Below are 12,567 nucleotides of genomic sequence, written 5' to 3'. Positions count from 1 at the left end.
TAGTGGGCCGGCAGCCGGCCCGGCGCTCAGGCGTCCTGGAACTCGGCCAGGCGCAGCCCGAGGCGCACGCCGCCCGCCACCAGGGCCCCGATATCGCCCGCGTCGGCGGCCGCTTCCAGCTCGGCGCACAGCGCTTCCAGCGCCTTTTCGCCCAGGTGGGCGGCGCTGCCGCGCAGGCCGTGCAGCACCCTGCCCGCCTCGCTCATGTCGCCGGCCGCGATCGCCGCATCGAGTTCGGCCCGGCGCCGCGGCAGGTCGGCGGCGAAGGCCGCGCGCAGGCGGCTGCGCAGGTCGTCGGCGCGGCGGCCCGCATTCGATTCCAGCGCCTCGCGCTCCGGCGCGACGCCAAACATGGCGTCGAGCGCCGCCATCGCCGACGCTTGCGCCGGCGGCATCGGCGGCAGGTCCACGCCGCGCGCCAGCTGGCGCTCGATGGCGCGCGAGACCTGGGCGTGCAGCGCGCACTCGTCGATCGGCTTGGTGAGGAAGGCGTCCATGCCGCTGGCCAGGTAGCGTGCCCGGTCTTCCTCGCTGGCGTTGGCCGTCAGGGCCACGATCATCACGTGGGCATCCGTGACCTGCGCATCCGGCGTGCCGCCCGCGCGGATGATGCGGGTCGCGGTGGCGCCGTCCATCTCGGGCATGCGTCCGTCCATCAGCACCAGGTCGTAGCGGGTGCGGACGCAGGCGGCAACCGCCTGGGCGCCATTGTCGGCGATGTCGACCTGGTGCCCCATCTCCTCGATCATGGTGCGGGCGATGATCTGGTTGGTCGGGAAGTCCTCGGCGCACAGGATGCGCAGGCGGTGGGTATGCGGTACACGCGGCGCGGTCTCCATCTGCGGCGGCTCGGCGCCGTCGGCCAGCGGTAGCAGCACGCTGAAGGTGCTGCCCTGGCCCACCACGCTGTTCACGCCGATCGAACCGCCCATCAGCGTCACCAGCTGGCGGCAGATGGCCAGCCCCAGGCCGGTGCCGCCGTAGCGGCGCGTGGTGCCGGCGTCGGCCTGCTCGAACTTCTGGAACAGGCGCGGCAGCGCTTCCGGCGCAATCCCGATGCCGGTGTCGCGCACCGAGAAGCGCACCATGTTCCAGCCCTCCCCGCGCACCTGGTCGTCGTCGCGGCGCTCGACCTGCACGCCGATGCTGCCCGAGGTCGTGAACTTGAAGGCATTGCCGACCAGGTTCACCAGCACCTGGCGCAGGCGGGTCGGGTCGCCCTGCACGAAACGCGGCACGCCGGCGTCCAGCGTGATCTCGAAGCCGACGCTCTTGCCGGCCGCCTGCTCCTCGAACAGGCCGGCCACCCCGCGCAGCGCCGCGTGCAGGTCGAAGTCGATGTTCTCGACACTGAGCTTGCCCGCCTCGATCTTGGAAAAGTCGAGCAGGTCGTTGATGATCGCCAGCAGGGCCTGGGCATTGGCCTGGCCGAGTCCGATCTGTTCGCGGGTGCCGTCGCGCAGGGCCGGATCGCGCAGCGCGAAGCCCAGCATGCCGATCACGCCGGCCAGCGGGGTGCGCATCTCGTGGCTCATATTCGCCAGGAACTCGGACTTCTGGCGGGTGGCATCCTCGGCGCGCTGCTTGGCCTGGCGCAGGAATTCCTCGTTCTCCTGCAGCGCGCGGTAGGCACGCGCCAGTTCGTTGGACTGCTGGCGCACCCGCCCTTCCTGGTCGCGCAGCTCCTCGGTCTGGCGCTCCAGCACGCGGTTCTGGCGCTCGACCTGCTCGGTGCGCGCGCTGACCTGCAGCGCCAGCTGCTCCTTCTGTTTCCGCAGGCCGGACAGGCGCAGGCGCACCCCGCCATAGGCCAGCGCCAGCACCAGGGCCAGCACGGCCGCGCGGAACCAGGGCGTGCCCCAGGGCGGCGGCTCGATGGTGATCGCCAGCGCCGCCACCTGCTCGCTCCAGACCCCGTCCTTGTTGGCGGCGCGCACCCGGAACACATAGGTGCCGGGGTCGAGGTTGGTGTAGGTGGCGAAGCGCTTTCCCGCGTCGGCCTGCACCCAGTGCTCGTCGAAGCCGTCCAGGCGATAGGCAAAGCGGTTGCGCTCCGGCGCGGCGAAGTGCAGCGCCGAGAATTCGAGCGAGAACACCGAGGCGCTGGGCGGCAGCGTGATCGATTCGGCATGCTCGATCGGCCCCTCGAGCAGGCCCGGGAGCGCCTGCTCGACCGGCTGGTTGAAGATCGCCATGCCCGTGATCACCGGACGCGGCGCGACACGGTTGTCGCGGATGGCGCGCGGATCGAAGGCGGTGATGCCGTTGAAGCCGCCGAAGTACAGGGTGCCGTCCCTGGTCCGCAAGGCCGCCCCGTCGAAGAAGGCGCCTTCGGTGATGCCGTCGGCCGCCGTATAGCTGCGCCAGCGCCCGCTCTCCGGATCGAAGCTGGACAGGCCGCTGGTGGTGCTGACCCACAGGCGGCCGTCGGCGTCTTCCAGGATCGCGGCCACCGCGTCGTCGACCAGGCCGTGCTGGGTCGTGTAGCGCACGAAGGAGACCGAGCCGTCCTTCGCCGTCACCATGCGGTTCAGGCCCACTGCCGTGCCGACCCAGACGTCGCCGCGGCTGTCCTCGAACAGATGGTGCACCTCGTCGTGGCTCAGGCTGGCCGCATCGTAGGGATCGTGGCGGAAGTGGCGGAATCGGCCGCCGGCGCGGTCCATCAGGTCGAGGCCGTCGAAGGTGCCGATCCACATGCGGCCGCGCCGGTCCTGCAGGATCGGGCGCACGATGTCGTCGGCCAGGCTGGCCGACCTGGCCGGGTCGTGGCGGTAGCTCTCGACCCGGCGGGTTTCGGGATCGAGCCGGTGCAGGCCGCCGCGGGTGGCGATCCAGAGGTAGCCGTCGTTCCCCGCCAGCATGCCGCGCACATTGTTGGCGTCGGCGTCGCCAGGCAGGCGCAGGCGCGAGAAGCTGCGCGTGGACGCGTCGAAGGCCGTGACGCCGGTGCGGCTGCCGATCCAGAGCCGTCCCGCGCGGTCGCGCGCGAGTGCGGCTGCGGGAACGTCGATGATGCTGTTCGGGTTGTCCGGCTCATGGCGGTAGATCGTGGTCTTGCCGGTGGCGGGGTCGACGTGGTTCAGCGCCGTGCCGGTGCCGACCCAGATCTTGCCGGCGCCCTCATCGGCGAGCAGCGCGCGCGCCTTGTTGTCGGCCAGGGTGTCGGGCGCCTCGTCGCGCCGCACGATGCGCGCGAAGCCGCCGCTGCCCAGATCCACGCGCGACACGCCCGCATACCAGGTGCCGACCCAGAAGGTGCCGAGGCGGTCGCGGTACAAGGCCGAAACCTGGTTGTCGCCCAGGCTGTGGCGGTCGGTCACCGCGTGGCGGTGGCTGTCGAAGCTGTCCTCGCGGCCGCGCCAGCGCAGCAGGCCGTCGTCGTGGGTGCCGATCCAGATCTCGCCGGCGGCGTCGCGGTACAGGGCCGTGATCCACCACGGGCCGATGCCGTCCGCGGGTCCGAAGCGGCGCACGGCGCCCGCCCTGGGCCCGCGCAGCTCGTGACGTTCCAGGCCGCCCAGGCGGCCCACCCACAGGCGCTGTTCGCCGTCGATCATCAGCGCATGCACGGGATTCTGGCGCGGGCCCAGGTTCGAAACGTGGTGCTCGATGCGCTCGCGCTTCGGCCCCAGGCTGTCCAGACCTCCGCCGGTGCCGATCCACAGGCGCCCCGCCGCATCCATCGCCAGCGCATTGACGTTGTCGTCGCTGAGCGAGCGCTCGTCGCCGCGCGCATGGTGCCAGGTGGTGAAGCGGCGCAGCACCGTGTCGAAATGCTGCAGGCCGTCGTTGGTGCCGATCCACAGCCCGTCCGCGCCGTCGCCGACGATGGCGTTGATGTGGCGGTTGCCGTTGCCGCGCCGGGAAGTCTCCTCGGGCGTGAACTGGGTAAAGGACTGGGTGATCGGATCGAAGAGGTTCAGTCCCCCGTCGGTGCCCAGCCACAGGCGGCCATGGCGGTCCAGGTGCAGCACCCGCACCCAGCTGTTCGACAGCGCGCGCGGCTTGCCGGGCACCGCGCGGTAGTTGATGAAGCGGTAGCCGTCGAAGCGCGACAGGCCGTTCTGGGTGCCGAACCACATGAAGCCGTCGCGGTCCTGGACCACGGCCAGCACCGATTCCTGGGCCATGCCGTCGCCGACCGACAGGTGCTCGAAGCGCAGGGTCGGGCGCGGCGTCGAAGCCAGCGCCGTGGCGCTCAGGACCAGCAGGAGCAGGCTGGCGAGAAGGCGGATCAGGGTCTTCATTCCGGGAAAAAGGCGAGCACGTCGTCGCGCCGGGCCAGGGTATCGCGTTCGCCGAGGCGGATCAGCTCGCGCGTGTAGCTGCCTTCGAACAGCAGGTAGGAGGCCAGCGCCGAGCCACGCGACTCCAGCGCCCCGATCCCGCCCAGCAGGGTGCGCACCGGCGCCGGCAGGCTGTGGACGTGGCGCGCGGCGATGTCGTCCAGGCGTTCCGAGGGCGCGATCACCAGCAGTTCCACACGCTTGAGCGGCAGCGAGTCACGTACCGCCGGCGCGACGCGCTCGAGGGTCTGGTTGATGCGCTGCAGGCGCTCGATGTCGGCCGCCAGGCTGTCCAGGAAAATCGAGGACAGCGCATGCCCGCCGATCTGCGCCAGGCTCGGGTAGCCGCTGTTCGGCAGCGGGTCGAGCGCGGGCTCGGACATGCGCCCCGCCCCCACCACCAGCACCCGGCTCGCGCCCAGGTGGATGGCCGGCGCGATCGGCGCCAGCTGGCGCATCGAGCCGTCGCCGCAGTATTCGCGCCGGCCGGCGAGGTACAGCGGCACGGCCGGGAAGATGAAGGGGATGGCGCTCGAGGCCAGCAGGTGCTCGACGCTGATCTGGGTCGCCAGCGCCAGGCGCTGGTGACGGTTCCAGGGCGCGATCTCGCGCGCGGCCTGGTAGAAGGTGATGTGCTGGCCGCTGCTGTACGAGGACGCCGTGATCGCCAGCGCATCGAGCACGCCGTCGGCCAGGGCCGCATCCAGGCGCGGCAGGTCGAGCGCATGGTGCAAGAGGCCGGCCAGCGGGGTGTTATCCAGCAGCGACTGCGGCGGCGACGCGTGCCATTTGCGCAGCAGCCAGCCGAACGAGAGGATCGAGAGCCAGCGCGCGCCCGAACGCAGCACCGCCAGCGAATCGGCGCGGTAGACCTGGTGGGCGGCCACGCCCTCCCACACACTGAGCAAGCCGCGCACGGCGCTAGAAAAGTCGTCGGAGCGGCAGGCCAGCGCGGTGGCGTTCAAGGCCCCGGCCGAGGTGCCGCAGATGATGTGGAAGGGGGAACGCAGGGCCGGACGGCCGGCATCCGCGAGGATGCGGGCGATGGCATGCATCACGCCGGCCTGATAGGCGGCGCGCGCTCCACCGCCTGTGAGGACCAGGCCTGTTTTCTCGATGCTGTCCACCTGCCAAGGGTAGCAAAAAACGGGTATCCCTTGGGAAATTAATGCTGAACGCCGAGCGAAGAGTTGGATTTCGCCGACGTTCGGCGGCACGGACGGTCTGACAGCCAACCGATTGACAAAAAGGCAAGATGCGCTACCCTTGGCCTTTCGCTCGCAGCCAGGCGGGCGCTCTTCAACACACCTCGGTGTCAGGTCTGACATTCAGACACGAGCTGAGCTTTAGACCGAGCCTAGCGCAGAGGCCGTGTCCGAATGTCAGACCTGACACCCTGCCTGTACCGTTGTTCTTGACGAAAAACGCTTTGCGCTGAGCGCGGCAATCGCATATATTTCTCATTCAGCATATTTTTCCGATTTTGAAAAATATGACGGAAGCGATTGTCCAACCGGAGATGCCAATGACCGCCCCTACCCGCTTCGCGCCGCTTGCCTGCCTCGCTATCGTCGTCGCCGCAACGCTGGGTGGGCTCACGCCTGCCGCCACGGCACAGGAGCCGTCCCTCGACGCGGCAAGGACCCGGCCCGCCCGGTGGACGGTCAGCGACGTCATGATCCCCATGCGCGACGGCGTGAAGCTGCATACGAAAATCTTTGTGCCGGCGAAACCGAAAGCGGCGCTGCCCATTTTGTTCCTGCGCACGCCCTACGGCATCGACGATTCGGCCCAGGCGATCGAGAGCCGCTACAAGGAACTGGCCGACGATGGCTACATCTTCGCCTTCCAGGACATCCGCGGAAAATTCGGCTCGGAGGGCGATTTCGTGATGCTGCGCCCGGCGCGCAAGGCGGGCGACACCACGCGCCTCGACGAAGGCACCGATGCCTGGGACAGCATCGACTGGATGCTGAAGAACGTCCCATCGAACAACGGCCGGGTCGGCATGCTGGGCAACTCCTACCTGGGCTGGACGTCCGTGATGGCCTCGCTCGAACCCCACCCGGCCTTGAAGGCGATTGCGCCGATGGCCTCGCCCGCCGACATGTGGCTGGGCGACGACTTCTACCACAACGGCGCCTTCCGCCTGAGCTATGGCTTCGAGTACGCCTACATGATGGAGGCCGGCAAAGGCAACGCCCAGTTCCCCTTCGATCGCTACGACACCTACACCTGGTACCTCGGACTGGGCTCGCTCGCCAACGTGAACCGCGACATCTTCGGGAACAGGATCGCGACCTGGAACGATTTCACGGCCCACCCGGACTACGACGCCTTCTGGAAGCGGCGCGCCTTCGCCACCGATGCGCAGGAGTTGAAGGTGCCCACCCTGAACGTGGCGGGATGGTGGGACCAGGAGGATTTCTACGGCCCGATGAAGATCTACGAAACGCTGGAAAAGCGCGATACACGCGGTCTGAACTTCCTCGTGGTGGGCCCCTGGAAACACGGCGGCGCGCGGGTCGGGCCGGGCGATTCGCTGGGAGCGATCGGCTTCGACAGCGCGACGGCGAAGTACTACCGCGAGCGGATCGAGATCCCCTGGTTCGCCTACCACCTGAAGGACCAGGGCAAACTCGAGCTGCCGGAGGCGCTGACCTTCGAAGCCGGCAGCAACCAGTGGCGGCGCTGGGAAACCTGGCCGCCGAAGACCGGCGTCGAACAGCGCAAGCTGTATTTCGGCGCGGGCCGCTCGCTGTCGTTCTCGGCGCCGCAGGGCGATGCAGCAGGGTTCGACAGCTATGTGTCCGACCCGGCCCACCCGGTGCCCTACCGCCACCGCCCGATCCAGGCCACCTACTTCCCCGGCGGCTCGGCCTGGTCGACCTGGCTGGTCGAGGACCAGCGCTTCGTCGACGGCCGTCCGGACGTGCTCAGTTGGGAAAGCGCACCGCTGGAGGCCGACCTCACCATCGCCGGCGCGGTCACGGCGAACCTGTTCGCCTCGACCACCGGCAGCGACGCCGACTGGGTCGTCAAGCTGATCGACGTCTATCCCGAACACGTTGCGAGCAACTGGCCGATGTCGGGCTACCAGCTGATGGTCTCCAGCGAAGTCTTCCGCGGCCGCTACCGCCAGGGCTTCGAGCAGCCGGCGGCGATTCCACCCGGCGCCGTGCTGCCCTACCCCATCGGCCTGCACACGCAGAACTACACCTTCCGCAAGGGCCACCGGGTGATGGTGCAGGTGCAGAGCAGCTGGTTCCCGCTCATCGACCGCAATCCGCAGACCTTCGTTCCCAATATCTTCGCGGCGAAGGACAGCGACTTCCGGCCGGCGACGCACCGCATCTACCGGTCGGCGGCCTACCCCTCGCATGTCGCGATGCCGGTGGTGACGCCCGCACGGTGAGCGGCGCACGGCCCGGACCAAGGGCTAGGCGCACAGCGCGACATGGTAGCTCGCATCGTTCGCGCAGGGACCGCGATGGGCGCGCGTCGCCGGTGACTCACGCACCATCGTCGGCTGCTCGTCGAGCAGCAGCGTCACCAGCGCCGCAACGTCGAGGCCATCGATCGCCGCCTGGAAGCGGCGCACCAGTTCACGGCACAGCCTTTCCTCACGCGCGGCCTCCTTTCTTTCCTCGCGCAGCCGCCGGCGCGCCCGTGCAAGATGCTGGCGCGCGTTCGCCGCCCTGGTCCCGAGCACGGCGGCGATGTCCGCATGGCTGCAGTCGAAGACCTCGTGCAGCACCAGCGCCAGGCGTTCGGACGGCGACAGGCGGGACCGCAGGCGGGCAAACGCGTCCCCGGCGTCGGCCTCCCGCAGCAGGCCCGCTTCCGGCAGCGCCGGCGCGGGGTCAGGCTGGAGTTCGCGGGCTAGCTGGGCCGCCGCTGCTTCGCGCGCGCGGCTGCGCAGCAGGTCGATCGAGCGCCGCTGCACGACCGTGGTCAGCCATGCCGCCGGCGTCAGCAATGCCTTGCGCTCGGCGCGCTGCCAGGTCAGGAAGCAGTCCTGCACGATGTCCTCGGCCTCGGCCGCGCTGCCGACGATGCGGCGGCTGATGGCGGTCAGGCGCGGGCGCAGCTGCTCGAACAGCAGGCCGTCCGGGTCGGCGGTCGATGGCATCACGGGTCTCCTCATGCGGTGGTGGTGCCTCTTGACGCTCGGCGGCGGTCGAATGTGACAGGTCCGGACTAAATTTTTTCAGGCGTCACATCCGGCGGGCGGCATGCGTCAAGCGGACAGGAATCGCTTCCGTGGTTCCACTCTAGCGCGAAAGGACGGACATGACAGCACATTCTTCCCTGGGCCTGGTGCCCACCGTGATCGAACAGACGGGCCGCGGCGAGCGCGCCTTCGACATCTACTCGCGCCTGCTGAAGGAGCGGGTGGTCTTCCTGGTCGGCGAAGTGACGGAACAGTCAGCCAACCTGATCGTCGCCCAGCTGCTCTTCCTCGAGTCGGAAAATCCCGAGAAGGACATCGCCCTCTACATCAATTCGCCCGGCGGCTCGGTCTACGCCGGCATGGCGGTCTACGACACCATGCAGTTCGTCAAGCCGGACGTCTCCACCCTGTGCACGGGTTTCGCGGCCAGCATGGGCTCCTTCCTGCTGGCCGCCGGCGCGATCGGCAAGCGCTATGCCCTGCCGAATGCCCGCATCATGATTCACCAGCCGCACGGCGGCTCGCAGGGCGTGGCCAGCGATATCGAGATCCAGGCGCGCGAGGTCTTGTACCAAAGGCATCGCCTGAACACGATCCTGGCCGAGCGCACCGGCCAGGCGCTGGCGCGGATCGAGAAGGATTCGGATCGCGACAACTACATGTCGGCGGCCCAGGCGGCGGACTATGGCTTGATCGACCGGGTGCTGGCCGGGCGCGAGGCTGGCTGAGGCGGCGGCGCCCTAGCGGAACCCGGCGGCAACCCGATCGACGGCCTCGCGCAGCCAGCGCTGCGACGGCTTTTCGTCGTTGCGCCGATGCCAGATCTGATGGAAGGCGACTTCCGGCAAGGGCACCGGCGGCGGGAACATGATCAGCTCGGCCGCCTGCGCCGAGTACAGGGCGACTCGCCGCAGCAGCGTCGCCGCCATGTCCGCTTCGCGCAGCAGCGCGGGCACCGCGAACATGTGCGGCATCGTCACCTGGACCCGCCGCTGCAGGCCGTGGTCGGCAAGCGCCTGGTCGACGACGCCGTAGCGGCTTCCCTCCGGCGAGACAAGGACGTGGCGCATTGCCAGGTAGGCATCCAGGTCGAGTTTGCGGCGCGCCTGCATGGCATCTCTGCGCACCAGCGTCACGAACTCGTCACGCAGGATCGGGCGGCTCAGGATGCGGCTCTCCTGCACGGTCGGCGCAACCCCGATCGCGAGGTCGATCTTGCCAGCGTCGAGCAATTCCACGGCTTCATCGCGTCCGGAGAAGGCGCGCACATCCACGCCCACGCCCGGCGCCTCGCGCGCCAGCACGCCCAGCAGCGAAGGCAGGAGGATGAATGCCGGATAGTCGGACAGGCCGAGCCCGAAACGCAGCACCGCCGTGCCGGGCTCGAAGCGCTCCGGCGGCGCGAGCACGGACTCGAACTCGCGCAGCGCACGCGCGACCGGTTCCGCCATCTCATAGGCGCGTGGCGTCGGCAGCAGGCCGGCGGCGCTGCGCTGGAACAGCCGGTCTCCGAACAGCGTGCGCAGGCGTGCCAGGGCCGCACTCATGGCCGGCTGGCTGACGTTCATGCGGACAGCGGCGCGCGTCACGTTGCGCTCCTGCATGAGCGCATCGAATGCCGCCAGCAGGTTCAGGTCCATGCCATAAAAATCCATGAATCGTATATTACTGTATCAGCTCTATTTGTTGGATAGATTTTACCTCGTCTCCATAATCCTCTCCAGGCGCCGACTACCGGCGCTATTCAAGAAAAGATATGCGATGACTTCGAATGCAGTGAACCAGGACGACAGCCGCCTAGCCAGGGAGCGCCGTGCCGTGCAGCGCCTGTATGACGCCTTCAGCCTGCACGACCCCGACCTGATCGACCAGGCCGTCACACCGGACTGGGACGACATTCCACTGGCGCCCGGCCAGGGGCCCGGTCCGGCCGGGATGAAGCCGGTCATCCGCAGCGTCATCGCCGCGTTTCCCGACGTCCGGATCGTGGTCCATGACATGGTCCAGGCGCCCGGCAGGATCGCGGTGCGCGGCGAAATCACCGGCACCCACGAGGGCGCGCTGTTCGGCATCGCACCGACCGGCAAGGCGGTGCGCTTTCGCATCCATGAATTCCACGCGCTCGACGGCGAGCGCATCACCACGACCTGGCACATGGAGGACTGGTACGGCCTGTTCCTCCAGCTCGGCCAGTTCCCCGCAATCTGAATTCACCAGGAGTCCACCATGCAAGCAGCAATGATTCGACAATTCGGCGCCGATGCCGCCGTGCAGATCGCCTCCCTTCCTCCACTCGTTCCTGCCGCGGGCGAGGTCCTCGTGCGCATCGAGGCGGCCGGGGTCAATCCGCTGGACCTCAAGATGATCGGCGGCCACATGCAGGCGGTGTTCCCGGCCCGGCTCCCCTACATCCCCGGCACCGACTTCGCCGGCAGGGTGGAAGCGGCGGGACCTGGCGCGCATGGCGTCCAGGTGGGCCGGCGCGTCGTGGGGCGCCGCGCTCCGGGCGACGGCGGGGCATTCGCCGGCTACGTGCTGGCGCCGGCCGACACGCTGGTGGCGATTCCCGACGCGATGAGCTACGAACAGGCCGCGGCCCTGCCGACCGGATTCGGCACCGCGCGCCAGGCGCTGTTCGATACCGGCCGCCTGCAGCGCGGCCAGCGCGTGCTGGTGCACGCCGGCGCCGGCGGCGTGGGCAGCTTCGCGGTCCAGCTGGCCAAGGACGCCGGCGCGCACGTGACGGCGACCGCCTCGGCCCGCAACCTCGAACTGCTGCGCGACCTCGGCGCCGACGAGGCCATCGATTACGTCAACGACGATTTCACGCGCCTGCCGCCCTTCGACCTCGTGCTCGACACCATCGGTGGCGACACGGCCATGCGTTCCTGGCGTGTGCTGCGCGAAGGCGGGATGCTGGCGACCCTGGTCGACTTCGCCATCGCCGCCCCCGCCGGCCGCCACGGCGCCTTCGTGTTCTTCGCCGAAGCGACGGCCGCGCTGCGCGAGGCGGTCGCGCTGTTCGGCAAGGGCGAGCTCGCCATCCTCATCGATTCGGTCCACCCGCTCGAGCAGGCCGGCAAGGCGCTCGACAGGGTCGCCTCCGGCCATGCGCGCGGCAAGGTCGTCATCCGGACCGCACGCTGAGGGAGGCCAGAGTGAAAGACATCAGGCAATCGGTTAGGGTCGCACTGGTCACCGGCGCCGGTTCCGGCATCGGCCGCGCGGTCGCCACCGCGCTGGCGCGCGCGGGGGACATCGTCTACGCCGGCATGCGCGACATCCACGGGCGCAACCGGCAGCGCGGCGCGGACTTGCTGGCGCTGGCGCGCGACGAAGGTCTTCAGCTCCGGCTGCTGGAACTGGACGTCCTGTCGGAGAGGTCCTGCCGCTCCGCGCTCGACCAGCTGCTTCTCGAACAGGGGCGCATCGACGTGGTCGTGAACAACGCCGGCATGCTGATGAGCGGCGTGACGGAAGCCTTCACCCCGGAGCAGGTCGCGCAGGTGATCGACACCAACGCACTGTCGTGGCTGCGGGTCAACCGCGCGGCCCTGCCGGCCATGCGGCGCCAGGGCGCCGGCACGCTGGTCTACATCGGCAGCACGACCAGCCGCATCCACGAGCCCTTCCTCGGCCCCTACGTGGCCAGCAAGGCGGCGGGCGACGCGCTGGCCGAGGTGATGGGCTTCGAGGTGCGGCCCTTTGGCATCGACAGCATCATCGTCGCGCTGGGCGCCTTCACGCGCGGCACCGACCACTTCAATCACGCGCATGGCCCCGCCGACGGCGCCGTGCTGGAGCAGTACGGCTCCCTTCCCGGGCGCGCCGCCGGGCTACCCGCGATGCTCGACGCCATCGACGCCGCATGCGGCGGTCCGCTCGACGTCGCGGCGGTCGGCGCGGCGGTGCGCGATGTCCTCGCCGTCGCGCACGGGCAACGGCCGGCGCGGATCACGGTCGATGCGCAGCACAAGGGCGTCGAGGAACTCGACGCCCTGCACCAGGCCCGGCAGGCGGATTTCCTCACCCGCATGGGACTGGACGACCTGCTGCCGGCGTCGGCCCGGCGATCGAGCCACCATCACGAGGCCGCGCAATGAA

9 protein-coding genes are annotated in these 12,567 nt (G+C 69.3%); 5 read left to right on the top strand and 4 right to left on the bottom strand.

The annotated features are described in order from the left end of the window. Window positions 1-26: 26 nt before the first annotated feature. The gene (locus ACQ7JA_RS00430; protein ID WP_430893841.1) at window positions 27-4,250 is read right to left on the bottom strand and encodes a two-component regulator propeller domain-containing protein; all 4,224 of its coding nucleotides are present in this window, start codon (window positions 4,248-4,250) and stop codon (window positions 27-29) included. Continuing rightward, window positions 4,247-5,416: a patatin-like phospholipase family protein gene (locus ACQ7JA_RS00425; RefSeq protein WP_430893839.1), complete on the bottom strand. Its 1,170-nt coding sequence runs from the start codon at window positions 5,414-5,416 to the stop codon at window positions 4,247-4,249. Before ACQ7JA_RS00425 ends, ACQ7JA_RS00430 begins: the two co-directional genes overlap by 4 nt. 398 nt (window positions 5,417-5,814) lie before the next feature. Here ACQ7JA_RS00425 and ACQ7JA_RS00420 point away from each other — a divergent pair, with 398 nt between their 5' ends. Further along, window positions 5,815-7,704, top strand: a complete 1,890-nt coding sequence (locus ACQ7JA_RS00420; RefSeq protein WP_430893837.1) for a CocE/NonD family hydrolase — start codon at window positions 5,815-5,817, stop codon at window positions 7,702-7,704. A 24-nt stretch (window positions 7,705-7,728) separates the two neighbouring features. Here the strand turns inward: ACQ7JA_RS00420 and ACQ7JA_RS00415 are convergent, their stop codons facing one another. Then, a complete protein-coding gene (locus tag ACQ7JA_RS00415) occupies window positions 7,729-8,421 on the bottom strand; it encodes a sigma-70 family RNA polymerase sigma factor (protein WP_430893835.1) in 693 nt (230 codons plus the stop codon). 161 nt (window positions 8,422-8,582) lie between these two features. On the opposite strand from ACQ7JA_RS00415, the gene clpP reads away from it, so the two are divergent. Then, window positions 8,583-9,191 carry an ATP-dependent Clp endopeptidase proteolytic subunit ClpP gene (gene clpP / locus ACQ7JA_RS00410; protein WP_430893833.1) on the top strand — a complete coding sequence of 203 codons (609 nt, stop codon included), beginning with the start codon at window positions 8,583-8,585 and terminating at the stop codon, window positions 9,189-9,191. A gap of 12 nt (window positions 9,192-9,203) precedes the next feature. Here clpP and ACQ7JA_RS00405 read toward each other — a convergent pair whose 3' ends face one another. Then, a complete protein-coding gene (locus ACQ7JA_RS00405) occupies window positions 9,204-10,118 on the bottom strand; it encodes a LysR family transcriptional regulator (RefSeq protein ID WP_430893831.1) in 915 nt (304 codons plus the stop codon). A gap of 106 nt (window positions 10,119-10,224) precedes the next feature. Between ACQ7JA_RS00405 and ACQ7JA_RS00400 the strand changes: the two genes are divergently transcribed. From ACQ7JA_RS00400 to ACQ7JA_RS00390, 3 genes are read left to right on the top strand one after another with little or no spacing between them, the layout of a single operon-like run. Then, entirely contained in the window at window positions 10,225-10,671 is a 447-nt protein-coding gene (locus ACQ7JA_RS00400) for an ester cyclase (protein ID WP_430893829.1), read from the top strand. A gap of 18 nt (window positions 10,672-10,689) precedes the next feature. Further along, the gene (locus ACQ7JA_RS00395; RefSeq protein WP_430893827.1) at window positions 10,690-11,610 is read left to right on the top strand and encodes an NADP-dependent oxidoreductase; all 921 of its coding nucleotides are present in this window, start codon (window positions 10,690-10,692) and stop codon (window positions 11,608-11,610) included. Between the two features lie 11 nt (window positions 11,611-11,621). Further along, window positions 11,622-12,566: an SDR family NAD(P)-dependent oxidoreductase gene (locus ACQ7JA_RS00390; RefSeq protein WP_430893825.1), complete on the top strand. Its 945-nt coding sequence runs from the start codon at window positions 11,622-11,624 to the stop codon at window positions 12,564-12,566. The last annotated feature ends 1 nt before the right edge of the window (window position 12,567 follow it).

It is taken from the genome of Massilia sp. BKSP1R2A-1 (assembly GCF_050586525.1).
Classification (GTDB): Bacteria; Pseudomonadota; Gammaproteobacteria; order Burkholderiales; family Burkholderiaceae_D; genus Telluria.
Note: the sequence above shows the minus strand (reverse complement) of the source record. Positions and strands in the feature narration are given on the sequence as shown.

Bases quoted from the DNA above. Each gene is read 5' to 3' on its own strand.
- ACQ7JA_RS00400 (WP_430893829.1), top strand. From the start codon at position 10,225: ATGACTTCGAATGCAGTGAACCAGGACGACAGCCGCCTAGCCAGGGAG.
- clpP (WP_430893833.1), top strand. From the start codon at position 8,583: ATGACAGCACATTCTTCCCTGGGCCTGGTGCCCACCGTGATCGAACAG.
- ACQ7JA_RS00405 (WP_430893831.1), bottom strand. From the start codon at position 10,118: ATGGATTTTTATGGCATGGACCTGAACCTGCTGGCGGCATTCGATGCG.
- ACQ7JA_RS00395 (WP_430893827.1), top strand. From the start codon at position 10,690: ATGCAAGCAGCAATGATTCGACAATTCGGCGCCGATGCCGCCGTGCAG.
- ACQ7JA_RS00415 (WP_430893835.1), bottom strand. From the start codon at position 8,421: ATGCCATCGACCGCCGACCCGGACGGCCTGCTGTTCGAGCAGCTGCGC.
- ACQ7JA_RS00430 (WP_430893841.1), bottom strand. From the start codon at position 4,250: ATGAAGACCCTGATCCGCCTTCTCGCCAGCCTGCTCCTGCTGGTCCTG.
- ACQ7JA_RS00420 (WP_430893837.1), top strand. From the start codon at position 5,815: ATGACCGCCCCTACCCGCTTCGCGCCGCTTGCCTGCCTCGCTATCGTC.